The sequence below is a fragment of the Pseudomonas fluorescens genome, assembly GCF_902497785.1.
In the GTDB taxonomy this organism is placed as follows: Bacteria; Pseudomonadota; Gammaproteobacteria; order Pseudomonadales; family Pseudomonadaceae; genus Aquipseudomonas; species Aquipseudomonas fluorescens_BO.
The window spans coordinates 255,893-279,903 of sequence record NZ_CABVHK010000007.1 but is presented as its reverse complement, the minus strand read 5'-3'; the positions used below and the strand labels follow the sequence as shown (position 1 = coordinate 279,903).

General features: G+C 60.5%; 21 protein-coding genes. 6 read left to right on the top strand and 15 right to left on the bottom strand.

Going from position 1 to position 24,011, the window contains the following annotated elements:
• Window positions 1–6: 6 nt before the first annotated feature.
• Window positions 7–1,398, bottom strand: coding sequence for an L-cystine transporter (locus F8N62_RS13185; protein ID WP_150711324.1), 1,392 nt, complete (start codon window positions 1,396–1,398; stop codon window positions 7–9).
• A gap of 241 nt (window positions 1,399–1,639) precedes the next feature.
• Here F8N62_RS13185 and F8N62_RS13180 point away from each other — a divergent pair, with 241 nt between their 5' ends.
• Window positions 1,640–2,695, top strand: coding sequence for a haloacid dehalogenase-like hydrolase (locus F8N62_RS13180; RefSeq protein ID WP_150711323.1), 1,056 nt, complete (start codon window positions 1,640–1,642; stop codon window positions 2,693–2,695).
• Window positions 2,696–2,851: 156 nt separating this feature from the next.
• Here the strand turns inward: F8N62_RS13180 and ilvD are convergent, their stop codons facing one another.
• The 3 genes from ilvD to F8N62_RS13160 all read right to left on the bottom strand — a co-directional run bounded on the left by ilvD (window position 2,852) and on the right by F8N62_RS13160 (window position 6,868).
• Entirely contained in the window at window positions 2,852–4,693 is a 1,842-nt protein-coding gene (gene ilvD / locus F8N62_RS13175; RefSeq protein ID WP_150711322.1) for a dihydroxy-acid dehydratase, read from the bottom strand.
• Window positions 4,694–5,010: 317 nt separating this feature from the next.
• Window positions 5,011–5,469, bottom strand: coding sequence for an REP-associated tyrosine transposase (locus tag F8N62_RS13165; protein WP_150711320.1), 459 nt, complete (start codon window positions 5,467–5,469; stop codon window positions 5,011–5,013).
• A 202-nt stretch (window positions 5,470–5,671) separates the two neighbouring features.
• On the bottom strand, window positions 5,672–6,868 hold the full coding sequence (locus F8N62_RS13160) for a class I SAM-dependent rRNA methyltransferase (RefSeq protein WP_150711319.1): 1,197 nt from the start codon (window positions 6,866–6,868) through the stop codon (window positions 5,672–5,674).
• 246 nt (window positions 6,869–7,114) lie between these two features.
• Here F8N62_RS13160 and F8N62_RS13155 point away from each other — a divergent pair, with 246 nt between their 5' ends.
• The 3 genes from F8N62_RS13155 to F8N62_RS13145 are packed head-to-tail and all read left to right on the top strand — an operon-like array spanning window position 7,115 to window position 9,203.
• Entirely contained in the window at window positions 7,115–7,984 is an 870-nt protein-coding gene (locus F8N62_RS13155) for an HDOD domain-containing protein (RefSeq protein ID WP_150711318.1), read from the top strand.
• A 29-nt stretch (window positions 7,985–8,013) separates the two neighbouring features.
• Window positions 8,014–8,826: a bifunctional DNA-formamidopyrimidine glycosylase/DNA-(apurinic or apyrimidinic site) lyase gene (gene mutM, locus F8N62_RS13150; protein ID WP_150711317.1), complete on the top strand. Its 813-nt coding sequence runs from the start codon at window positions 8,014–8,016 to the stop codon at window positions 8,824–8,826.
• 53 nt (window positions 8,827–8,879) lie between these two features.
• Entirely contained in the window at window positions 8,880–9,203 is a 324-nt protein-coding gene (locus tag F8N62_RS13145; RefSeq protein ID WP_150711316.1) for a multidrug transporter, read from the top strand.
• 91 nt (window positions 9,204–9,294) lie between these two features.
• Here the strand turns inward: F8N62_RS13145 and F8N62_RS13140 are convergent, their stop codons facing one another.
• The 5 genes from F8N62_RS13140 to F8N62_RS13120 form a co-directional block, all read right to left on the bottom strand.
• On the bottom strand, window positions 9,295–9,546 hold the full coding sequence (locus F8N62_RS13140; RefSeq protein ID WP_010466792.1) for a YfhL family 4Fe-4S dicluster ferredoxin: 252 nt from the start codon (window positions 9,544–9,546) through the stop codon (window positions 9,295–9,297).
• A 133-nt stretch (window positions 9,547–9,679) separates the two neighbouring features.
• Entirely contained in the window at window positions 9,680–10,159 is a 480-nt protein-coding gene (gene coaD, locus F8N62_RS13135; RefSeq protein ID WP_123509806.1) for a pantetheine-phosphate adenylyltransferase, read from the bottom strand.
• 115 nt (window positions 10,160–10,274) lie between these two features.
• Window positions 10,275–11,870, bottom strand: coding sequence for a GMC family oxidoreductase (locus F8N62_RS13130; protein WP_150711315.1), 1,596 nt, complete (start codon window positions 11,868–11,870; stop codon window positions 10,275–10,277).
• Window positions 11,871–12,042: 172 nt separating this feature from the next.
• Window positions 12,043–12,588 carry a twin-arginine translocation pathway signal protein gene (locus tag F8N62_RS13125; RefSeq protein WP_150711314.1) on the bottom strand — a complete coding sequence of 182 codons (546 nt, stop codon included), beginning with the start codon at window positions 12,586–12,588 and terminating at the stop codon, window positions 12,043–12,045.
• 28 nt (window positions 12,589–12,616) lie between these two features.
• Window positions 12,617–14,047, bottom strand: coding sequence for a coniferyl aldehyde dehydrogenase (locus tag F8N62_RS13120; protein WP_150711313.1), 1,431 nt, complete (start codon window positions 14,045–14,047; stop codon window positions 12,617–12,619).
• A 147-nt stretch (window positions 14,048–14,194) separates the two neighbouring features.
• On the opposite strand from F8N62_RS13120, the gene F8N62_RS13115 reads away from it, so the two are divergent.
• Complete coding sequence (locus F8N62_RS13115; RefSeq protein ID WP_150711312.1) at window positions 14,195–14,866, top strand: TetR/AcrR family transcriptional regulator; 672 nt, start codon at window positions 14,195–14,197, stop codon at window positions 14,864–14,866.
• Window positions 14,867–14,898: 32 nt separating this feature from the next.
• Complete coding sequence (locus F8N62_RS13110; protein WP_150711311.1) at window positions 14,899–15,753, top strand: sulfurtransferase; 855 nt, start codon at window positions 14,899–14,901, stop codon at window positions 15,751–15,753.
• A 616-nt stretch (window positions 15,754–16,369) separates the two neighbouring features.
• Here F8N62_RS13110 and F8N62_RS13105 read toward each other — a convergent pair.
• The 6 genes from F8N62_RS13105 to F8N62_RS13080 form a co-directional block, all read right to left on the bottom strand.
• Window positions 16,370–17,374: a hydrolase gene (locus F8N62_RS13105; protein ID WP_150711352.1), complete on the bottom strand. Its 1,005-nt coding sequence runs from the start codon at window positions 17,372–17,374 to the stop codon at window positions 16,370–16,372.
• 81 nt (window positions 17,375–17,455) lie between these two features.
• Entirely contained in the window at window positions 17,456–18,958 is a 1,503-nt protein-coding gene (locus F8N62_RS13100; RefSeq protein ID WP_191632380.1) for a M16 family metallopeptidase, read from the bottom strand.
• A complete protein-coding gene (locus F8N62_RS13095) occupies window positions 18,951–20,294 on the bottom strand; it encodes a M16 family metallopeptidase (RefSeq protein WP_150711309.1) in 1,344 nt (447 codons plus the stop codon). Before F8N62_RS13095 ends, F8N62_RS13100 begins: the two co-directional genes overlap by 8 nt.
• A 126-nt stretch (window positions 20,295–20,420) precedes the next feature.
• Window positions 20,421–21,023 carry a 16S rRNA (guanine(966)-N(2))-methyltransferase RsmD gene (rsmD, locus tag F8N62_RS13090; protein ID WP_150711308.1) on the bottom strand — a complete coding sequence of 201 codons (603 nt, stop codon included), beginning with the start codon at window positions 21,021–21,023 and terminating at the stop codon, window positions 20,421–20,423.
• A complete protein-coding gene (locus F8N62_RS13085; protein ID WP_150711307.1) occupies window positions 21,023–22,513 on the bottom strand; it encodes a M16 family metallopeptidase in 1,491 nt (496 codons plus the stop codon). The genes rsmD and F8N62_RS13085 overlap by 1 nt, the downstream gene beginning before the upstream one ends.
• Window positions 22,506–23,861: a M16 family metallopeptidase gene (locus F8N62_RS13080; RefSeq protein WP_150711306.1), complete on the bottom strand. Its 1,356-nt coding sequence runs from the start codon at window positions 23,859–23,861 to the stop codon at window positions 22,506–22,508. The genes F8N62_RS13085 and F8N62_RS13080 overlap by 8 nt, the downstream gene beginning before the upstream one ends.
• Window positions 23,862–24,011 lie beyond the last annotated feature (150 nt).

Genomic DNA, 24,011 nt, shown 5'->3' with positions numbered 1-24,011 from the left:
CAGCTCCTACGCGTGAGCCAACGCCGAATGCTCATGCGCATCCAGCAAGTCTTTATCCGTCTGCTGCATGATCTGGCTGGTAATCGCGCCGGCCGTGATCGAACCGCTCACGTTCAACGCCGTGCGCCCCATATCAATCAGCGGTTCTACCGAAATCAGCAACGCCACCAGTGACACCGGCAACCCCATCGCCGGCAACACGATCAGCGCCGCGAACGTCGCGCCACCGCCAACGCCCGCCACACCGGCCGAGCTCAGGGTCACGATCGCCACCAGCGTCGCGATCCACAGCGGGTCCAGCGGGTTGATGCCCACGGTCGGCGCCACCATGACCGCCAACATCGCCGGGTACAAACCGGCACAGCCGTTCTGGCCAATGGTCGCGCCGAACGACGCGGCGAAGCTGGCGATGGATTGTGGAATACCCAGACGGCTGGTCTGCGCTTCGATGCTTAACGGAATCGTCGCTGCGCTGGAGCGGCTGGTGAACGCGAAGGTCAACACCGGCCAGATCTTGCGGAAGAAACGCAGCGGGTTGATCCCGGCGGCGGACACCAGCACGCCATGGACCACAAACATCAGCCCCAGGCCGATGTAGGAAACCACCACAAAACTACCGAGCTTGATGATGTCTTGCAGGTTGGAGCCGGCGACCACTTTGGTCATTAGCGCCAACACGCCGTAAGGGGTCAGCTTCATCACCAGACGCACCAGACGCATGACCCAGGCTTGCAGGGTGTCGATGGCGTTGATGACTTTCTGACCTTTTTCGACATCGTCTTTCAGCAGCTGCAACGCAGCGACGCCGAGAAACGCCGCGAAAATCACTACGCTGATGATCGACGTCGGCTTGGCCCGCGCAAGATCGGCGAACGGGTTCTGCGGGATGAACGACAGCAACAACTGCGGCACATTCAGGTCGGCGACCTTGCCCGCGTAGTCGTTCTGAATGGTTTGCAGGCGGGCCATTTCCTGCGTGCCGGCGACCAGGCCTTCAGCGGTCAGGCCGAACAGATTGGTCAAACCGATGCCGATCAACGCCGCGATGGCGGTGGTGAACAGCAGCGTGCCGATGGTCAGGAAGCTGATCTTGCCCAGCGACGAAGCGTTGTGCAGACGCGCCACGGCGCTGAGGATCGAGGCGAACACCAGCGGGATCACGATCATTTGCAGCAACTGCACGTAACCGTTGCCCACCAGATCGAACCAGCCGATCGAGGCTTTCAGCACCGGGTTGCCGGCGCCGTAAATCGTGTGCAACGCAACCCCGAACGCCACACCCAACGCCAACGCGAGCAGGACTTTTTTCGCCAGGCTCCACGTCGTGTGGCGGGTTTGCGCCAGACCGAAGAGCAGGGCGAGGAATACCAGCAAATTGAGAATCAGCGGTAGATTCATAGGAACTCCGAAAGTGACTTGTGCCAGCCACCTTCCGGGGCAGCTGCGAACCGGCAAGCCTAACAGCTTGATTTCCAATGAATTAATATCAAAAAAGTCTGATTACTGTCGTTTTTGGAATAAGAGGGTGTCGCTTACAGGGATGCAGCTGGCGCAATAGGTGCGTTGGCGGTCGCTGACAGACGATGACTGTCATACCGATTTGATAGCTTCGATATCTTTGATTCAGGGAGAAATATCAATGAAGCTCGCACCGAAATTTCTGATCGCCGCGCTCTGCCTGGGTCTGGCCGGCCAGGCCTTCGCTACGGATTTGAAGCACTGGCCAGCTGATCAGGCGAAGGCGCTGGACGCGATGATCGCGGCCAACGCCAATAAAGGTAACTACGCGGTGTTCGACATGGACAACACCAGTTACCGCTACGACCTTGAAGAGTCGTTGCTGCCCTTCATGGAAAACAAGGGCCTGATCACCCGCGAGAAACTCGACCCCTCCCTGAAACTGATTCCGTTCAAAGACACCGCCGATCACAAGGAAAGCCTGTTCAGCTACTACTACCGCCTTTGCGAACTCGACGACATGGTGTGCTACCCATGGGTCGCCCAGGTGTTTTCCGGCTTCACGCTCAAAGAACTCAAGGGTTACGTTGACGAGTTGATGACGTCGGGCAAACCGGTGCCGGCCACTTATTACGAAGGCGACGTGGTGAAGAACCTCGACGTCAACCCGCCGAAAATCTTTACCGGTCAGCAAGAGCTGTACAACAAACTGATGGAGAACGGCATCGAGGTCTACGTGATGACCGCCGCCTCTGAAGAACTGGTGCGCATGGTCGCTTCCGATCCGCAGTACGGCTACAACGTCAAACCGCAGAACGTCATCGGCGTGAGCCTGTTGCTCAAAGACACCACTACCGGCGAACTGACCACCGCGCGCAAGCAGATCACCGCCGGCAAGTATGACGAGAAGGCCAACCTCGACCTGCAGGTGACCCCGTACCTGTGGACCCCGGCAACCTGGATGGCCGGCAAGCAAGCGGCGATCCTGACTTACATCGATGAGTGGAAAAAACCGATTCTGGTCGCCGGCGATACACCGACCAGCGATGGTTTCATGCTGTTTCACGGCGTTGACGTGGCCAAGGGCGGCATTCACTTATGGGTCAACCGCAAAGACAAATACATGACCCAGATTAACGGCATGATGGCCAAGCATGCCGCAGCCCAGGCCAAGGAAGGGTTGCCGGTGACGGCGGACAAGAACTGGGTGGTCGTGACGCCGACAGAAATCCAGTAAGCCTGTAGGAGCTGCCGAAGGCTGCGATCTTTTGATCTGTCTTCGGCGCGACTGCTGAAGATCAAAAGATCGCAGCCTGCGGCAGCTCCTACAGGGACCGCCGCAAACAAAAATACCCCGCACATGGCGGGGTATTTTTTGTTCGACGCTTAAGCCTTACAGCCCGTCAAGCATCGCCTTGTTACGCACCGCACCCTTGTCGGCGCTGGTCGCCAGCAGGGCGTAAGCCTTCAGTGCGGTGGTGACCTTGCGTGGACGTTTTTCCACAGGCTTCCAGCCTTTCTGATCCTGCTCGGCACGCCGGCCGGCCATTTCTTCGTCGCTGATCAACAGGTTGATCGAGCGGTTTGGAATGTCGATCAGCACTTTGTCGCCGTCCTGCACCAGACCAATCGCGCCGCCCGCTGCCGCTTCCGGCGAAGCGTGACCGATCGACAGGCCCGACGTACCGCCGGAGAAACGGCCGTCGGTCAGCAGGGCGCAGTCTTTGCCCAGGCCTTTGGATTTCAGGTACGAGGTCGGGTACAGCATTTCCTGCATGCCCGGGCCGCCTTTCGGGCCTTCGTAACGGATGATCACGATGTCGCCGGCCTTCACTTCGTCGGCGAGGATGCCGCGCACGGCGCTGTCCTGGCTTTCGAAGATCTTCGCGTTGCCTTCGAACACGTGGATCGACTCGTCGACGCCGGCGGTTTTCACCACGCAGCCGTCGAGCGCGATGTTGCCGTACAGAACGGCGAGGCCACCTTCTTTCGAGTACGCATGTTCGACACTGCGGATGCAGCCGTTTTCACGGTCGTCGTCCAGGGTTTCCCAGCGGGTCGACTGGCTGAATGCGGTCTGCGTCGGGATGCCCGCAGGGCCGGCCTTGAAGAAGTGATGCACCGCTTCGTCGTCGGTCTGGGTGATGTCCCACTTGGCGATGCCTTCGGCCAGCGTCTTGCTGTGCACGGTCGGCAGGTCGGTGTGCAGCAGACCGCCACGGGCCAGCGAACCGAGGATGCTGAAGATCCCGCCGGCACGGTGCACGTCTTCCATGTGGTACTTCTGGATGTTCGGCGCGACTTTGCACAGTTGCGGCACGTGGCGCGAGAGACGGTCGATGTCGCGCAGGTCGAAATCGATCTCGGCTTCCTGGGCCGCGGCCAGCAAGTGCAGGATGGTGTTGGTGGAACCGCCCATGGCGATGTCCAGCGTCATGGCGTTTTCGAACGCCTTGAAGTTGGCAATGTTGCGCGGCAATACCGATTCGTCGTTGTCGGTGTAGTAACGCTTGCACAGCTCGACGATGGTGCGACCGGCCTGCAGGAACAGTTGCTCGCGGTCGCTGTGGGTCGCAAGGGTCGAACCGTTGCCCGGCAAGGCCAGGCCCAGGGCTTCAACCAGGCAGTTCATCGAGTTGGCGGTGAACATGCCGGAACACGAACCGCAGGTCGGGCAAGCGCTGCGCTCGTACTCGGCGACTTTCTCGTCAGAAGCGCTGGAGTCGGCGGCGATCACCATGGCGTCGACGAGGTCGAGACCGTGGCTGGCGAGTTTGGTCTTGCCGGCTTCCATCGGGCCACCGGACACGAAGATCACCGGGATGTTCAGGCGCAAAGACGCCATCAGCATGCCCGGGGTGATCTTGTCGCAGTTGGAGATGCAGACGATGGCATCGGCGCAGTGGGCGTTGACCATGTATTCGACGGAGTCGGCGATGATCTCGCGGCTCGGCAGCGAATACAGCATGCCGTCGTGGCCCATGGCGATGCCGTCATCGACGGCAATGGTGTTGAATTCTTTGGCAACGCCACCGGCGCGTTCGATTTCGCGAGCGACCAGTTGGCCCAGGTCCTTGAGGTGGACGTGGCCCGGGACGAACTGGGTGAACGAGTTGGCAATGGCGATGATCGGCTTTTTGAAGTCGTCATCTTTCATCCCCGTGGCGCGCCACAGTGCGCGGGCGCCGGCCATGTTGCGGCCGTGGGTGGATGTTTTCGAGCGGTAATCAGGCATGAAGCACTCCGGGCGGCTAATCAGGTATCAAAAGGGAAGTGAGCTTCTATTGACGTCTGGAACACTCAGAAATGGCCGTGTGTCCGGAAGTTGCTGATAACTTTGCGGGATCGCCGCGCGCTTCAGCTTGAGCTCATAAACCCGCCGGGGGATGACTGGCGATGAATGTCGCGATTCTACACGGCTGGCGGCGGGAGGGAATGCCTGTAGGAGCGAGCTTGCTCGCGAAAAACCCGAGAACGCCGCTGGGTGTCAGGCTTCCCGCGTTATCGTTGACGACCATCGCGAGCAAGCTCGCTCCTACAATGAATGGATTGTCACATCCAGATGGCATCCCACAGGGGGTAGTCAGCGATACGTGCGACTAACCCTGCTCGCAACGGGTTCGCAACGATATAGCGAGCCATTGCTTTTAAATCATCCTCGCGACGCAACGCCCTGTCGAAGTAGCCCTTTTGCCATACAGGCGCTGAAAAGCCTCGCTCCTGATTGATGAGTCGTGCACAGCGGGATTTGGTGACTTGCATCAGTTTCGGCAAATCACCGTTATGCAGCTCAACCAACCAGTGGAAGTGATCAGGCATTACAACCCAGGCCAAAGAAGTGGCATGACTATCTTCCTGCGCTTTTCTGAACTCGTTCACCACTAACCGACCCATGTGCCAATCCTTGAAGACCGGTTGTCGTTGATGAGTAACAGCGGTGAGTAGATAGATGCGGCCCGGTTCAGAGTGACGGCCTGTACGTAAGCGATGGGCATTCGGCGTTTTGGACATTCCGTTGTCTTCTTCTGATAGTTGAAGAGAAACGGTAGGTGCGGGACGGGCAGTTGTCGTTGCGACAGTAGTTCTGGAGATGTCATGGACATGTAGGAGCGAGCTCGCTCGCGAAAAACCTGAGAGCGACGCGGGGTGTCAGGCATCCAGCGTTATCGTTGGAGACCATCGCGAGCAAGCTCGCTCCTACAGTGTTGTGTTGTTAGCTGTTTGGCAGCAACCGGCAAGTAATGCTTTTGATGTAACGGGTTTCAGCAATCGCCGGGTGTACCGGGTGATCCGGGCCTTGACCGCCACGTTCCAGCAGCTGGATGTTGCGATCCAGGTGACGGGCACTGTTCAGCAGGATGTTCTGCAGATCGTCTTCCGGCAGGTGCATCGAGCACGAAGCGCTGACGAGGATGCCGTCCTTGCTGAGCAGGCGCATGGCTTGCTCGTTCAGGCGACGGTAGGCGCCTTCGCCGTTTTTCATGTCTTTCTTGCGTTTGATGAACGCCGGCGGGTCGGCCACGATCACGTCGAAGCGTTCTTCGCCGGCTTTCAACTCTTTCAGCGCTTCGAAGACGTCGCCTTCGAGGCAGGTTATTTTCTCGGCGACACCGTTCAGCGCGGCGTTGCGCTCGACGCCGTCGAGGGCGAAGGCCGAGGCATCGACGCAGAATACTTCACTGGCGCCGAAGGCGGCCGCTTGCACGCCCCAGCCGCCGATGTAGCTGTACAGGTCGAGTACGCGTTTGCCTTTGGCGTAAGGCGCCAGACGCGCACGGTTCATGCGGTGGTCGTAGAACCAGCCGGTTTTCTGGCCCTGAATAACCGGTGCTTCGAATTTCACGCCGTTCTCTTCCAGCGCTACCCACTCCGGCACGAGGCCGAACACGGTTTCGACGTAGCGGTTGAGGCCTTCGGCGTCACGGGCAGCGGAGTCGTTCTTGAACAGAATGCCGCTTGGCTTGAGTACTTGAGTCAGCGCCGCAATCACGTCTTCTTTATGGGCTTCCATGGTCGCCGAAGCGATCTGCACCACCAGAATGTCGCCGAAACGGTCGACCACCAGACCTGGCAGCAGGTCGGAATCGCCGTAGACCAGGCGATAGAACGGCTTGTCGAACAGGCGGTCACGCAGGGACAGGGCGACGTTCAAGCGGTGTACCAGCAGCGACTTGTCCAGCGGCAACTTGATGTCGCGCGACAGCAGGCGGGCGCAGATCAAGTTGTTGGGGCTCATGGCAACGATGCCTAGCAGCTTGCCACCGGCCGCTTCGAGGATCGCCTGATCGCCGGCCTTGAAGCCGTGCAACGGGGTGGCGGCCACGTCGATTTCGTTGCTGTAGACCCACAAGTGGCCGTTTCGCAGGCGACGGTCGGCGTTGGCTTTAAGGCGCAGGCTAGGCAGGGACATGACGTCGCTCCGGAAAAAAGAGCGGGAGTATAGCGTGTTGAGGGTGGTGGCGGGCCGGGTGGGCGATGAACGCAGGGGTTTTGTGGTGCAGCCGCAAAGATCGCAGCCTTCGGCAGCTCCTACGGGGTAACGCGGTCGGCGTAGGAGCTGCCGAAGGCTGCGATCTTTTCCAGGTTTGTGCAGACCGGTGTGTCGGATCCAACTTTATAAAGGTTAGAATCGCCGCCTGTCCCAGAGTGTGTACTTATGTCCCAAGAGCTGACCACCGAACAGATCCAACAGTCCCTGCAAGGCATCAGCGTACCGGCCCAGCCGCAGATCATGGTGGATCTGCAAATGGAACAGTACATGCCCGATCCGGATCTGGAGGTGATCGCCAGGCTCATTTCCCAGGACCCGGGCCTCTCGGGTTCCCTGCTGAAAATCGTCAATTCGCCGTATTACGGCTTGAGCAACAAAATTGCCTCGATCCAGCGCGCGGTGAACCTGTTGGGCAGCCGTTCGATCATCAACCTGATCAACGCGCAGTCGATCAAGGGCGAAATGAACGATGACACCATCGTCACCCTGAACCGTTTCTGGGACACCGCTCAAGACGTGGCGATGACCTGCCTGACCCTGGCCAAGCGCATCGGCGTCCAGCCGGGCGATGAAGCCTACGCGCTGGGCCTGTTTCACGATTGCGGCGTGCCACTGATGTTGCAACGCTTCCCCGACTACATGCAGACGCTCGAAAAAGCCTACGCAAACGCCAGTGCTGAATGCCGGGTGGTGGACACCGAGAATCAGGTGTTCAATACCAACCATGCGGTGGTCGGTTATTACACGGCCAAATCCTGGCGCCTGCCGGAGCATGTCAGCAACGCAATCGCCAATCACCACAACGCGCTGGCGATTTTCAGCGATGAGTCTTCGCGCAACAGCCAGCTGAAGAACCTGCTGGCGATCCTGAAAATGGCCGAGCACATTTGTGCGTCCTATCGGGTGCTGGGCAGCCAGAACGAAGACCACGAATGGAACAGCATTGCGCCGTTGGTGCTCGATTACGTCGGCCTGTCGGATTACGATTTCGAGACCCTCAAACAAACGATTCGCGACCTCGGCACGCACCGCTGAGTGTCGTGACAGCCTGATTCGAGAGCGCCATGCCTGAACTGCCGGAAGTCGAAACCACCCGCCGCGGGATCGCGCCTCACCTGGAAGGCCAGCGCGTCAGCCGGGTGATCGTGCGGGACCGGCGCCTGCGCTGGCCGATTCCCGAAGACCTCGATGTGCGCCTCTCCGGGCAGCGGATCGTGCTGGTTGAACGGCGCGCCAAGTACCTGTTGATTAATGCCGAAGTCGGCACCTTGATCAGCCATCTGGGCATGTCGGGCAATCTGCGTCTGGTGGAAATCGGCATGCCGGCTGCCAAGCATGAGCATGTGGATATTGAACTGGAGTCTGGCCTGGCCCTGCGCTATACGGATCCGCGACGGTTTGGCGCGATGCTCTGGAGCCTCGACCCGCTCAATCACGAACTGCTGATTCGCCTCGGGCCTGAACCCTTGACCGACCTGTTCGACGGCGACCGTTTGTTCCAGCAGTCCCGTGGGCGCTCGATGGCGGTCAAGCCGTTCATCATGGATAACGCAGTGGTGGTGGGCGTTGGCAATATCTACGCGACCGAAGCGCTGTTTGCGGCCGGTATCGACCCGCGCCGTGAGGCAAAAAGCATTTCCCGGGCGCGCTATCTGAAGCTGGCAATCGAGATCAAACGCATTCTGGCGGCGGCCATCGAGCGCGGTGGCACCACGTTGCGCGACTTTATCGGCGGTGACGGTCAGCCCGGCTATTTCCAGCAGGAATTGTTCGTGTATGGCCGCGGCTACGAGCCGTGCAAGGTTTGCGGGACGGAGCTGCGCGACGTCAAACTCGGGCAGCGCGCCAGTGTGTTTTGCCCGCGCTGTCAGAGCTGATGCACTGACGGTCTATAGTGTGTGTTCTGACTGCCTAGCCGAAGGACCGAGCCATGAACCTGTTCCGTACCCTTGCCGTCGCGTTGATGCTGAGCATCGGTACGCCTGCGCTGGCGGCCAGCACCGGTAGCGGCGACCCGCGTTACACCATCCAGAATCCGCCTGCCTACGCCATGATCGGCGACTTGCTGATCGCCCGCCCCTTGTTGATCGTGGCGACGGTGGTCGGTGCCGGTTTGTTTGTGGTGGCGTTGCCGTTTACCGCGTTCGGTGGCGGCATTGGCGATGTCGGCAAGGCGCTGGTGGTCGATCCGGGGAAAGCGGCGTTTGTGCGGTGTCTGGGGTGTATCGGGGAGGAGTTTGAGCAGCGGGAGTGAAGCGGGATCAAAGATCGCAGCCTTCGGCAGCTCCTACAGGTGCACGCCGAACAATGTAGGAGCTGCCGCAGGCTGCGATCTTTCAGGGGCTTCAAGCCTTACCGGTGATGATCCGATACTTCGCCATCAACTGCTCTTCAGTTTCCGGGTGTGCTTCATCCAGGGGAATGCAATCCACCGGGCAAACCTGTTGGCACTGAGGTTCGTCATAGTGGCCGACGCACTGCGTGCACAGGTTCGGGTCGATCACGTAGATCTCTTCGCCTTGGGAGATGGCGGCGTTCGGGCACTCGGGTTCGCAGACGTCGCAATTGATGCAATCGTCGGTGATGATCAGGGACATGCTAACTCCAGCCAGGGCGGAAGGCCCGGGCGCAATAAACCAATGCGCGTAATTGTGCCGCATTGGAGGGCGCAGTGCACGCGGGTGCGATCAAGGGCAGGTGGCTGCAAAAGATCGCAGCCTTCGCCAGCGCCTACTTTTTGAAGCGCTGGGTCAGGGCGTCCGCCACCGCAGGGTGAACGAACTTGGTGATATCGCCACCCAGCGCCGCGATTTCACGGACCAGCGTCGAGGAAATGAACGAATAGCGCTCGGACGGGGTAAGAAACAGGCTTTCTACGTCCGGCGCCAGCTGACGGTTCATGTTGGCCAGCTGAAATTCGTATTCGAAGTCCGACACCGCGCGCAAACCACGCAGGAATACGTTGGCGTTTTTCTCTTTGGCGAAGTGCGCCAACAGCGTCGAGAAACCGACGACTTCCACGTTCGGCAGATGTTTAGTGACCTCGCGGGCCAGCTCCACACGCTGTTCCAGGGGAAACAACGGGTTTTTCTTCGGGCTGGCAGCGACGGCGATGATCACGTGATCGAACAGGCGCGCGGCGCGTTCGACCAAGTCGCCATGGCCCTTGGTAATAGGGTCGAAGGTACCTGGGTACAACACTCGGTTCATCGCGTCGTCCTGGCGGGAGTCCGTTGGGGAGTCGGATGGTATCGCAGGCTTCCCGGTCGGCCAAGTCGCCTTTTACGTAACAAAGCACTATAGACGATGGGAATATTCGCTCTTTTCACGGGTTTTTCAAACGTTCGGCCAGCGCAGTCGCCAATTTCGCAGTCAGGCCGTAGACCGACAATTGCGGGTTTGCTCCAATGCTGGTGGGGAACAACGAGCCATCGTGGATCGACAGGTTGCCGATTTGATGATGGCGTCCGAGGCTGTCCGTCACGGCGTTTCTCGGGTCCTCGCCCATGGCGCAACCGCCCATCACATGCGCACTGCCCAGGCGTGTGCGGTACAGCTCAAGGCTCAGGCCGTCGATCAGCGTGCGCGCCTCGGCCAAGGTGTTCACATAACGCGCGTCGGCGTGCATCGGCATGACTGCGCGGGCGCCGCCGGCGAACTGGATCTCGGCCATGCTGTGAAACGCACGGCGCAAACCGTCCCAGGCGTACGGTGAAACCTGATAGTCGAGCACGGGCGTGTTATCGCCGCGCAATTCGACGCTGCCGCCGGGGCTGTCCGGGTGGAAACCGTCGCGCAGTAACGCCAGCATGGCGTGGGTGTGGGGCAGGTTTGCCATGTGTTGTGCGTTTTCCTTGCCGAAACCACCGAGCAAGGTGGCCGCCAGCGCCGGGTGCAGTGGCGGCACTTCAAGTTTGTAAGACATTTTGCCGGTGGTGCCGTCCAGCCACTGGAAATGGTCGGAATAAATCGATTGCGGCGCGCCGTAGAACGGGTTGATCACTTCGTCGAACAGTCCGGCGGACATGTTCACCACATGCAAGAAGGTCCGCTTGCCCAGTCGCTTGTGCGGATCAGGCGCGTCGGAGCGCAACAGCAGCGCGGGGCTGTTGATCCCGCCACCGGCCAGCACGTAATGCCGCGCCTTGATCGTGATTTTATGGCCCGTGGGGGCGACACAGCGCTCGTCCATCGCCACGCATTCCAGGCCCGTGACCTTGCCGTCCTTGATCATTAATCGTTCAGCGCGAGCCAGATAAAGCAGTTCGCCACCTTTTTCCAGGGTCGCCGGAATCGTCGTGACCATCATCGATTGCTTGGCGTTGGTCGGGCAGCCCATGCCGCAGTAACCGAGGTTCCAGCAGCCCCGCACGTTGCGCGGAATAACGTGCCAGGCGTAGCCGAGCTGATCGCAGCCTTTGCGGATCACGTCATTGTTGGCATTCGGCGGAACCAGCCAGGGGGCGACGCCAAGACGCTGTTCCATTTTCTCGAACCAAGGCGCCATGTCGGCCGGGCTGTGGCCTTGGACGGCGTGCTCCTTCGCCCAGTGTTCGAGTGTCGGGTTCGGGGTGCGAAAGCTTGAAGTCCAGTTGATCAACGTCGTGCCGCCCACCGCGCGTCCCTGCAGGATAGTGATCGCGCCGTCCTTGCTCATGCGGCCGATGCCTTCCTGATAGAGACTGGTGTAGGCCTGGTCTTCGAGCATCTTGAAGTCGCTGCTGGTCTTGAGCGGGCCTTCTTCGATCAGCAACACCTTGTAGCCGGCGGCGCTGAGGATTTCAGCGCTGGTGCCGCCGCCGGCACCGCTGCCGATGATCGCCACATCGGCTTCGAGGGTCAGGTCTTCGGTCAATTGCGCGCCGCTGCGGGTTTTCCAGCCACGGGCTATGCCTTCGCGGAACGGGTCGGGTACGGGCATATTCGGGGTCTCTTGTTTTTATAGTTGAGAGATATGTCGTTCTGCAGGCCGCCTTCGCGGGCAAGCCCGCTCCCACAGGGTTTTGAGCCGTACACAAAAGTGTGGTCAACCGCAAATCCTGTGGGAGCGAGCTTGGTCTGGGCGGCATTCCGACGATGGGGGCAACTCGGTTTCAAACCGAAGGCGGCCCCGGATACCCGCAATGCGCCCACGACTCCCGGCGGCTGTACCACGCCATCATCACCATCTGCTGCAACGAGCTATGCCCCATGCGCAACAGGCTCAGCGAACTGTTTTCCCAGCGATCGAGAAAACGGCGGATCTCATCACCACTGGCGTTTTCCCAACTGCCCCAAATTCCGGTCAGCGGCCCGCGAGTGACGGCCATTCCCAGCACATCGAACAATTGCCGGGTCAGCTTGAGCATTTCCGGCGACAGATGATCCAGCCCGTTATCCAGGGTTTTCAGCGTGTCATCGACGGCTGTCGGCATTTTTTCGACGGTCACGGCGCCTTCGAGCATCACCGGGAGCAGCGCGCGCAAAAACAGCAGATCGCCGCTGCGCAACATCGCGAAGCCGCTGGCGGAAGTGCTCGACGAACACCCGCTGAGGCTCGCGCCCAACCCGGCAGTGGCCAGGAACGCACTCGCACCGAGGCTGAATTTAAGCAAGCCGCGCCGTGACAGCGCGGGTGTATCGGACAGGTCTGGGCTCATTATTGTTATTACCCGACGGTAAAGATCGTTAGCGGATAAACAGCTTCTGGATCAGTTTCTGAATGGATTTGCCATACGGTGGGTAGATCAGTTTCGCCGCGTTGAAACGCTGTTTGATCAGCACCCCTTTGGCCTTGCTGAAGGTCAGAAAGCCTTCGTGGCCGTGGTAATGGCCCATGCCCGAGGCGCCGATGCCGCCGAAGGGCATGTCGTCCTGCGCGACGTGCAGCAAGGTGTCGTTCAGGCACGCGCCACCGGAATGGGTTTCGTGGAGGACGCGATTTTGCTCGCCCTTGTCGTAGCCGAAGTAGTACAGCGCCAGCGGACGAGGTCGTTGATTGATGTAGGCAAACGCGTCATTCAGATCCTTGTACGGCACGATCGGCAGCAGCGGCCCGAAGATCTCGTCCTGCATCACCATCATGTCGTCAGTGACGTTGAGCAGCAGGCTGTGGCTCATACGGCGCCCCTGGCCTTGATCGAACAGCGGAATGAGCAACGCGCCTTTACTGGTGGCATCGCTGAGGTAGCCGTTGAGCCGGGCCAGCTGTCGGTCATTGATGATTGCGGTGTAGTCCGGGTTGTCAGCGAGGGTCGGATAAAAACTGCGAACCGCCTGGCGATAGGCTTCGACAAAAGAGCCGACACGGTCTTCCGGCACCAGCACGTAATCCGGGGCAACACAGGTTTGCCCGGCGTTGAGCGTCTTGCCGAAAGCGATGCGTTCGGCGGCGTCCTTCAACGGCACATCCCGGGAAACAATGGCCGGGGACTTGCCGCCCAGTTCCAGTGTCACCGGTGTCAGGTTCTCGGCGGCAGCGCGCATCACGTGTTTACCGATGCTGGTGGCGCCGGTAAACAACAGGTGATCGAAACGCAGGCGGGAGAACGCCACGCCGATGTCGGCCTCGCCGAGCACCACGCACACCAGGTCTTCGGGAAAGATCCGGCCGAACAATTCCTTGAGCAGCAACCCGGTGGCCGGGGTCGATTCGCTGAGTTTGAGCATCACCCGATTGCCCGCCGACAGCGCACCTACCAGTGGCCCGACGGCCAGGTACAGCGGGTAGTTCCACGGCACGATCACCCCGACCACGCCCAGCGGTTGATACACGACTTTGGCGGACGCGGGTTGAAAGGCAACGCCGACCTTGCGCCGTGACGGCTTCATCCAGCCTTTGAGGTGCTGACTCGCATAGTGAATGCCGTGCAGGCTGGGCATCAATTCAGCGAGCAGGGTTTCATCGGCGCTGCGGTGGCTGAAGTCCTGGCTGATGGCGTCGATCAGCGCCTGGCGTTCATTGCTCAACAGATCGCGCAGGGCTTTCAACCATTGCTGGCGTTGCGCGGCGGGTGGCATCGGGTTGGCGGCATAGGCGGCGCGCTGCGCATCAAACAGGCTTTGGAGTTCCTCCAGCGGCTTCTGCAGGTCCTGCAGGTAGGCGATGTCAGCAGTCATTGTGGGCTCCGGATTTTATTGTAATGAGAGACTTTTTAGAGTCTATGCTCTATAAAGTCAAATCAGTTGATGGCGCAGCTTTGTTTTATCCACTGGCGGATAGGTCGTAAGATGCCCGTCATCGCACTCTGAATTAAAGCTCAAGCCATGGCCCCAAGAATAAAAACCAGCGAGCGCATCGTGCAGAACAGCCTTGAGCTGTTCAACCAGCAAGGTGAGCGCAGCATCAGCACCAACCACATTGCTGCCCACATGGAAATTTCCCCGGGCAACCTCTACTACCACTTCCCTAACAAGCAGGCGATCATCTCCGTGCTGTTCAGTGAGTACGAGAGCCTGGTGGACAGCTTCCTGCGCCCGCCGCAGGGCCGTGCCGCGACGGTGGAGGACAAGCGCTACTACCTCAAGGAGCTGCTGGCGGCGATGTGGCGCTACCGGTTTTTGCACCGTGACCTCGAACACCTGCTCGACAGTGATTCGGAACTGGCCGGCCGTTACCGGCGCTTTTCCCAGCGCTGCGTGATCCAGGGCGCGGCCATTTACGAAGGGTTCGTCGCGGCCGGCATCCTGAAGATGGACCGGGTGCAGATCGAATCCCTGACCCTCAACGCGTGGATCATCCTCACGTCCTGGGTGCGTTTTCTGTGCACCACGCGGGAAAATTCCAATCACCTGAGCGAACAGGCGATCAAGCGCGGCGTGTATCAAGTGCTGGTGCTTGAGGCCGGCTTCGTCACTGATGAGTCCCGCAGCGCGGTCAACGCGTTGTTCGAGGAGTTTTACGTGCCGTTGGCCCAGGCGTTGGAAGAAGTGCACTAGGATCCACCATCGCCTCATTACAGGAGTCTGTCATGCCCATTGCGCAACTGATCAGCCCGCAGGCCCTGGACCTGAAAAAGGACCAGCCGGGGCTGGTGATTCTCGATTGTCGGTTTGCCCTCGAAGACCCTGACTACGGCCAGCGCAGCTATGCCGAAGGGCACATTGCCGGGTCGAGCTTTGCCGATCTCGAACGTGACTTGAGCGGGACGGTGGTCAAGGGCGTGACCGGGCGTCATCCGTTGCCTGATCCTGAAGCCTTGATCGAACGCTTGCAGACCTGGGGCATCAACGCCGACAGCGAGGTGGTTTTGTACGACGACGGCCCCGGTGCCTACGCGGCGCGGGCCTGGTGGTTGCTGGCATGGCTGGGCAAGCGCGACGGCGTGTTCATCCTCGATGGCGGGCTCAAGGCCTGGCACGCAGCGGGTTTGCCGCTGAGCCTGGATGCGTGCGACATCGAGCCAGGCACCTTCAGCGGAACGCCAGACAACGCGCTGATCCTGAGTGCCGAACAGCTCCAGCAACGGCTCGGCCAGCCCGCGCTGACCTTGCTCGATGCCCGCGCTTTGCCGCGCTTCAAGGGCGAAGTGGAACCGATCGATCCGATTGCCGGGCACATCCCGGGTGCGCAATGCGCGGCGTTCACTGACAACCTGGGCAGCGACGGGCGTTTCCTGCCAGCTGATCAGCTCAAGCAACGCTTCGCGGCGAAACTGGGCGATCGCTCGCCGACCGAATTGGTAGCCTATTGCGGCTCCGGCGTGACGGCGTGCCACAACCTGTTTGCCTTGTGCCTCGCCGGTTATCCCTTGGGGTCGCTGTATGCGGGGTCGTGGAGCGAGTGGATCAATGATCCCGCGCACGGCATCGCTATCGGCGAGTGAAGATCAAAAGATCGCAGCCTTCGGCAGCTCCTACGGGTGTACACATTTCATCGTAGGCGCTGCGAAAGGCTGCGATCTTTTTGCTTCTCAAATAGCGCACTGCCTTTAATCGCGGCCTACAGCGGCGAGCCACTGCGGGATGCGCCGTTCCAGGTAGTAACCCGGCTGACGCAAGTACCCGCTGGGGTCGCTGTATGCGGGGTCGTGGAGCGAGTGGATCAATGATTCTGCGCACGGCATCGCTATCGGCGAGTGAAGATCAAAAGATCGCAGCCTTCGGCAGCTCCTACGGGTGTACACGATTTCATCGTAGGAGCTGCCGAAGGCTGCGATCTTTTTGCTTCTCAATAGCGCACTGCCTTTAATCGCGGCCTACAGCGGCGAGTCACTGCGGGATGCGCCGTTCCAGGTAGTAACCCGGCTGACGCAGGTACCCGCTGGGTTCGTTGTACGCCGGTTCGTGGAGCGAGTGGATCAATGATTCTGCGCACGGCATCGCTATCGGCGAGTGAAGATCAAAAGATCGCAGCCTTCGGCAGCTCCTACGGGTGTACACATTTCATCGTAGGAGCTGCCGAAGGCTGCGATCTTTTTGCTTCTCAATAGCGCACTGCCTTTAATGGCGGCCTACAGCGGCGAGCCACTGCGGGATGCGCCGTTCCAGGTAGTAACCCGGCTGACGCAGCGAGCCATCGACGAAGCCCACGTGCCCACCCTTGGCGTGCAACTCGATTTGTGTGCAAGCGGACAATTCCTGCGAGTGTGGCACGCTGTGAGGAAACACGAACGGGTCATCGGCCGCCTGAATGATCAGCGTCGGTGTACGGATCTCGCCAAGAAAATAGCGGCTCGACGCCCGGCGGTAGTAATCCTGGGCGTCGGTGTAGCCGTGCAGCGGTGCGGTGATCCGGCCGTCGAAATCCCAGAACGTGCGCATGTTTTCCAGCGAGCCCAGTGCCGCCAGCTGCGCTAGGCTGTCTTCGCGCCCGTCGTGCTGGAACTGCCGCTGCTTGTTCTTGATGTAGGCGACCATTTCGCGCATGAAATGCGCCTGATAAACCCTGGAAAACCCCTGGCCGATGCGGTCGGCGCACTGATCGAGCCGAAACGGCACCGACACTGCCACGGCGCCGAGCACGCCACTGTCGTCGCCGGTTTCGCCCAAATGCTTGAGCAAGACATTGCCACCCAGTGAGTAACCGACCGCGTACAACGGGGCCAGCGGCCGTTTTGCCCGCAGGTGCCTGATGGTTTCAGCGAGGTCTTCACTGGCGCCGGAATGGTAACTGCGCGGCAACAGGTTGGGCTCGCCCGAACAACCGCGCCAGTTCAGCGCGACGCTGGCCCAGCCTTGCGCGGCCAGCGCTTGTTGCACACCGGCCACGTAAGGCGAGTTGGAAGAGCCGGTCAGCCCGTGCAGCACCAGCACCAGAGGGGCATCGGCGCTGTGCGGGCCGTGCCAGTCCAGATCCAGAAAATCACCATCTTCAAGCCACAAACGCTCGCGCTCGCGCTCGATGTGCGTGGTCTTGCGCCATAGCGGGCCCCACAGGGTTTGCAGGTGGGGATTGCCGAGGCCGAAGGCTGGCGTGAACGGAAGGTGGGAGGCGAAGGGAGGCAAAAAGGCGCGCACGGCAAATCTCAGGAAAGTGATGCAGGAAGCGGCAGGCGCGAAGGTACGGCTGCCGCATTCCATGAAAACCTAACTTGCCACAAAGCTCGCGTCAGCGCGACACGTGTGCCGGGACGGATCGTCGGCGGGCGCATTGGCCGGATGCACCAGCGGCAGTTGCGCAGCCGTGGGCCCCACCGTGACCACTCGCCATTGATCGTCACTCAGGTGCTTGTTCAGTGCGGTCTTGATTTGCTCGAGCGTGAGTCGTTGCACCTGCTCTACGAAAAAGTCCAGATCGAGGGGTAAGTGATGGCGGTTGATTTCGACCAGCCGCTTGAGGATTTGCGCGTTACTGGCGCTGTCAAGAACGCTCCTGTTGGCCAACCGACGCTTGAGATGATCGAGCTCTGTCCGGGTAGGCCCGTCACGCAAGTAATTGCTGAACATCGACCTCACCAGCGCCACCGTGCCGTCAGAGAATTGCGGACTGATATCCAGAGAGATGGCCGTCAGTCCGCTCCCTGCCCAGTCTGTGGTCTGAATGCGCGCGTCGTACACCAAACCGCGCTTGTGCCGCAGTTCCGTCATCAGGTGAGAATTTCCCCCGCCGCCGAAGATCAACGTCGCTGCGTACAACGCCACGAAGTCTTCATGCTGGCGCGACAGGCTTGGCTGCCCGAGCAATACATGAACTTGCTCTTGAGGGCGCTCAACATGGCTGGTCATCTGCGCGCCAGCCGGTTTCAAAGGCTCGGCCGGGGACGTGCTGACAGTTGTGTCGGGCAGTGCGTTGGCGATTTGCAGGCTGATGGCCTGAGCCTGCTCCAATGACAAGTCGCCCACCACGGTGATTTGCGCCCGGCGTGCCGAGTAGGCCTGTCGGTGAAAATCCTGAACGGCTTGGCGGGTGATCGACGCCAGGCCGGCGTCAGTTCCATAGATCGAGCGCGCGTACACGGTTTCGGGGGCCAGAAGCTCATGAAGGCGCAACGAGGCAATCTCTGCCGGCTGTTGCTGCCGTGATTGAAGCAATCCGCCAAGCTCGCTTTTGACCCTGACCAACGCTTCATCGGACAGGGATGGCTGGCCAAGTATCTGTGCAAACAATTGCAGCGCCGGCGCGCTTTTCTCGGGGTCGCTGAGGCTGCGCAAGGAATAGGTGGCACGCTCTTGATCCAGCTTCATCTCCAGCTTTGCACCCAGGCCATCGAAGGTTTCGCTAATGGCGGCGTGGTCGGTTTTGCCGTCCACACCTTCATTCATCATGCCGAATGTCACGCCGGCGAGGCCGGGCTTATTGTTTTCAAGGGCGCTGCCAGCGGCGAAGCTGACATGAATATCGAATATCGGCAGTGCCGAGGAGCCGATGAACAGCGTTTTGGTGTCTGCTTTGGTTTTCCAGCCCTTGATGGTCAAAGGGCGTGGTTTTGATTGGGTAGTGTCGATTTCCAGCAGCGATTGCAGCACTGACGCAGGAAAACCGGCTGGCGCGGGTAGTGGGGCATCAGCAGCCATCAACCTGACAGGCAGGCAACCGGTCAGCACGAGGCAAAACAGGGCGGCCCGAGGGCCGCGGGCAGAATTATTCATGGGTTTTCTTCTCCACGAGGACATGGGCGGTGCTCAGGCGTTCACGGATCAAGTACGTCTCGGCGGCCCGGCGGATGTCATCGGGCGTCACTTTCTTTAAGTCGGCGACGTCCTGATCCATCAATTGCCAGGACAGTCCGGCGCTCTCCAGGGCGCCCAAGTGCTGCGCCGTGTTCTCGATGAAGTCCCGTGCATAAATTCGCCGGGCGATGAGTTGCGTGCGCGCGCGCTCCAGCTCATCGGTGGAGGGCGGTGTGGATCGCAGTTCGTCGAGTATTTGCCAAATGCGTGTCTGCGCCTCGTCGAGGCTGGCGGCATGCTTGCCGTTGAGCCGCGTCCGCAACACCAGAAGCGTGTCGCTGCGGTTGTAAAAGTCATAGGTGGAGCTGACATGAGAGAACAGCTGTTCCTGATGCGTCAGGCGCTTTTGCAGGCGTGCGCTTTGAGAGCCCGCCAGCAGCATCTCGATCAAGCGCAGGGCGTGTGCGGTCTGACGTACCTCTGCCGTCGCCAGGCCGGGCACATTGAACGCCATGATCAGCTCTGGCGTCGGAACCGCCTGATAAAGAGAGAGTTTGCGTTCGCCTGGTTCCGGCAGCTCCAGCAGCTTCAGAACAGGGGGAAAGGGGCGGCTGGCGAGAGCGCCGAAGTAGCGCTGTGCCAGAGGCTTGACCTGATCGAGCGTGACGTCACCGACGACCACCAGCGTGGCGTTGCCAGGTGCGTAACGTGACTCATACCAGGCGCGCAGATCGGCGGCGTTCAAGCGGTGCAGGTCGTTCATCCAGCCGATGACCGGAGTGCGGTAGCTGCTGGTGGGACTGGCCAGTGTCATGAGCCGTTCGAGCGCGGTCTCATCGGGGCTGTCGTCCACCAACTGGCGACGCTCTTCGCGAATCACCGCCAACTCCGGCGTCAGGTCTTCGGCCCGCAAGTGTGCGGTCGACATGAGATCGGCCATCAACTCGAACGCTACGCCGAGGTAGGGGGTGGCCAGCGTCTGGTAGTAAAAGGTCACATCTTTGCTGGTCACGGCGTTTTCCGCCGCGCCCAGTGATTCAAGAATTGCCGCCGCTTCTCCTGCGCACGTCTTGCTACTGCCTTTGTAGAGCATGTGTTCCAGAGCATGGGACAGGCCGGTCTGCCCCGGTGCCTCGTCGATGGACCCAACCTTGAACCAGAGCTGAGAGGTCACCACCGGGGCGCGGTGATCCTCTTGCACGATGACCTTCAGGCCATTGTCCAAAACGAATTCGTGTGTGGGTGACGGTGCGGCGAATGCCGCTAACGGGGCCAGGCATAGAACAAGCAGCATCCTGCTGCGGTAGGTGTCCATGGGGGAATTGTCCTCAGTGGTTTACGAAGATTACGTAAGCCACTGTGAGGATTTGTATGCGCCGTTGTGCGGTAGATAGTTAACGCACAGCGGGCATTCAGCTGGACAGATCGTACCGCGCGGCAGTTATTGGCTGCGTTGCCACAGCGCGTAGTAAACCCGCCCGGATTTCTGCTCGCGGTGCAGGCGCCAGTTAGCTGGCAATCCCAGCGTCGAGGGCGCATTTTCACTTTCGGTGTAGACCCAGGCGTCGTCCGCCAGCCATTGGCGCTCTTCGAGCAGGGTGCACACGGCGGGCAACAGGTTCTGGTTGAACGGCGGGTCGAGGAACACCAGGTCGTAAGCCACTGCGGGCTGGGTTTCCAGATAACGCAACGCGTCAGCGGTTTGCACCTGGCCGGTGGTGCAGCGCAGGGTGCCCAGGTGTTCCTTGATGCAGGACACCGCGATGTTGCTCGCGTCCAGCGCCTGGCCCATGGCCGCGCCACGGGACAAGGCTTCGAGAAACAGCGCGCCGCTGCCGGCGAACGGATCAAGCACCTTGGCGCCCGCAACATACGGTGCGAGCCAGTTGAACAGGGTCTCACGCACCCGGTCCGGGGTCGGACGCAGGCCCGGTGCATCAGGGAAGCTCAGCTTTCGGCTGCCCCATTCACCGCCAATGATGCGCAGTTGGTTCACGCCGTTGTGCACGTTGTGGACGGGTTTTTTTGGACGGGAAGTGGCCATTAATGCTCCGGAACCCCGAGCGGCTGCTCGGCAGGTTTATCAGATGGGGCCGGTAACGGCTTTTGCGGCACGGTAGGGCCAGCGGTGACGATGACCATTTTGTCCGTGCTCAAGTGTTTGTTCAGTGCGGCTTTGACTTGCTCGACGGTCAGGCTCTGGGACTGCTGCATGAAGTCTTCCAGGTAGCTCAACGGCAGGTTGTAGAAACCCATCGCGCCGAGTTGGCCGACGATGTCGGCGTTGCTGGCGGTGGACAGCGGGAAGCTGCCGGCCAGTTCACGCTTGGCGTCTTCGAGCTCTTTTTCGGTCGGGCCGGTTTTAAGGTAGTCGGCGAGCACATCCTGCACCAGTTTCAGCGTGCCTTCACTCATCTCGGCGCGGGTTTGCAGGTTGATCATGAACGGGCCGCGCGCCTGCATCGGGGTGAAGCCCGAATACACGCCGTAGGTCAGGCCGCGCTTCTCGCGCACTTCGCTCATCAGGCGGGTGCCGAAGCCACCGCCGCCGAGGATCTGGTTACCCATGGACAGGGCGGCGTAATCCGGATCGTCACGGTCGATGCCCAGTTGCGCGAGCATCAGGTTGGTCTGTTTCGAGGGAAACTCGATGTGGCCGATGCTGGCTTTCGGCTCGACCGGTTGCGCCAGTTTTGCCAGTGCAGGGCCCTTGGGCAGGGCGCTGGACACTTGCGCCGCAATCGCCTCGGCTTCAGCGCGAGACAGGTCGCCCACCAGCGCAATCACCACGTTGCCGGCGGCGTAGGCCTTCTCATGAAACGCTTTCAATTGCGCCAGCGTGATCGCCGGAACGGTTTTCGCCGTGCCATCGCTCGAATGCGCATACGGGTGATCGCCGTACAAGCGGTTCATCAGCTCCAGACTGGCCAGTTTGCCGGGGTTCTGTTTCTGGTATTCGAAGCCGGCGAGCATCTGGTTCTTGATGCGTGCAAACGAATCGGCCGGGAAGGTCGGCTTGCCGATGACTTCAGCGAACAACTGCAACGCAGGCTCGCGTTTGTCCGCGGCACTCAGGCTGCGCAACGAAGCCAGTGCCATGTCCTTGAACGCGCCGTTGCCGAAGTCGGCACCGAGGCCTTCGAAGCCCTGAGCGATGGCGCCGACATCTTTGCCGGCCACGCCTTCGTTGAGCATTGCGTTGGTCAGCACCGCCAGCCCCGGCGCGTCGCCGTCCTGGCTGCTGCCGGCGGCGAAGATCAGGCGCAGGTCGAACATCGGCAACTCGCGCGCTTCGACGAACAGCACCTTGGCGCCTTCGGCGGTGTTCCAGGTCTGCACGTCGAGGCTGCGGCGGCTCGGTGCCTTGCCGTCGAGTTCGGCCAGCGATTGCAGCTTCTGGCTGGATTTGGCCTTGTCGAGGGCTTCGCTGGCGTTGGACTCATCGGACTTCAGGAAATAGAAGGACGCAGAGCCGATCAGCGCAACGGCGATCAGGCCAATCAAGGCCAGGCGGGGTTTTTTACGCTCACTCATGAGTCGTCTCCAGTGGCAGGACATGGGCGACGCTGAGACGTTCGCGGGTGAAATACAGCTTGGCGGCGTTCTGGATGTCTTGCGGGGTGACGCTTTCCAGTTCGGCCAGTTCGGTGTCCATCAGTTTCCACGACAGGCCGACCGTTTCCAGTTGGCCGATGGCAGTTGCCTGACTGGTGATCGAATCACGCTCGTAGACCAGGCCGGCAATCACTTGAGCCCGCACGCGTTCCAGCTCTTCGGCGGACGGCGCGGTGCTTTTCAACTGATCGAGCAATTTCCACAGACCGGCTTCGGCCTGGGCCATGGTTTTGTTTTTCTGGGTGTTCGGCGTTGCCGACAGGGTAAACAGGCTATCGCCCCGGGTGTAGGCGTCGTAGCTCGACGAGCCGCCGGACACCAGCTCTTCGCCGCGCTCCAGTTGCGTCGGGATGCGCCCGCTGTAGCCGCCGTCAAGCAGGGCCGAAATCAGGCGCAAGGCGTTGACCGAGCGTTTGTCTTGGGCGGTGGCGACGCTCGGCACGTTAAAGCCCAGCATCAGGCTCGGCAATTGCGTCTGCACGTGCAAGGTGATCTGCCGTTCGCCGGGCTCGGCCAGTTCCAGCGGGATTTTCGCCGGCGGTACGTCGCGTTTCGGGATCGGACCGAAGTAGCGCTGGGCCAGGGTTTTGACCTCGTCCGGGGTCACGTCGCCGACCACCACCAGCGTGGCGTTGTTCGGTACGTACCAGGATTGGTACCAGTGGCGCAGCTCTTCAACCTTCATCCGGTCGAGGTCAGCCATCCAGCCGATGGTCGGCGTGTGGTAACCGCTGGCCGGGTACGCCATCGCCTTGTAGCGTTCGTAGGCCTTGGACATCGGCTTGTCGTCCGTGCGCAGGCGACGCTCTTCCTTGATGACTTCGATTTCGCGGGTGAACTCGTCGGCCGGCAGGCGCAGGTTGGCCATTCGGTCGGCTTCCAGCTCGAAGGCCACACCCAGACGGTCGCGGGCCAGCACCTGGTAATAAGCGGTGAAGTCGTCGCTGGTGAAAGCATTTTCTTCGGCGCCGAGGTCGCGCAAGATCAGCGACGCTTCACCGGGGCCGACTTTGTCGCTGCCCTTGAACATCATGTGTTCCAGGGCGTGGGACAGACCGGTCTGGCCCGGCGTCTCGTAGCTGGAGCCGACCTTGTACCAGACTTGGGAAACCACCACCGGCGCCCGATGGTCTTCGCGCACGACGACCTTCAGGCCGTTGTCGAGGGTAAATTCATGGGTAGGTTGCGGGTCGGCAGCGAAGGCTGAAAATGGCAGACAAACTGTGCTGAACAGCAGGCCTGCAGCGCGGCGGGCTAGAGCATTCATTCGTTTTTTAAACCTGTTGGGCTGCCCGCTTGGTCTTAGCGTCAGCGGGCGAGAGGGTGCTAGGATACTGATCCGTTTTACTGGCGGCCACGCCTATCAGGCCTTTGCGTCTGATCAGGTTGAATGGGTTTGCGGCAGAAGGCTGTGGTT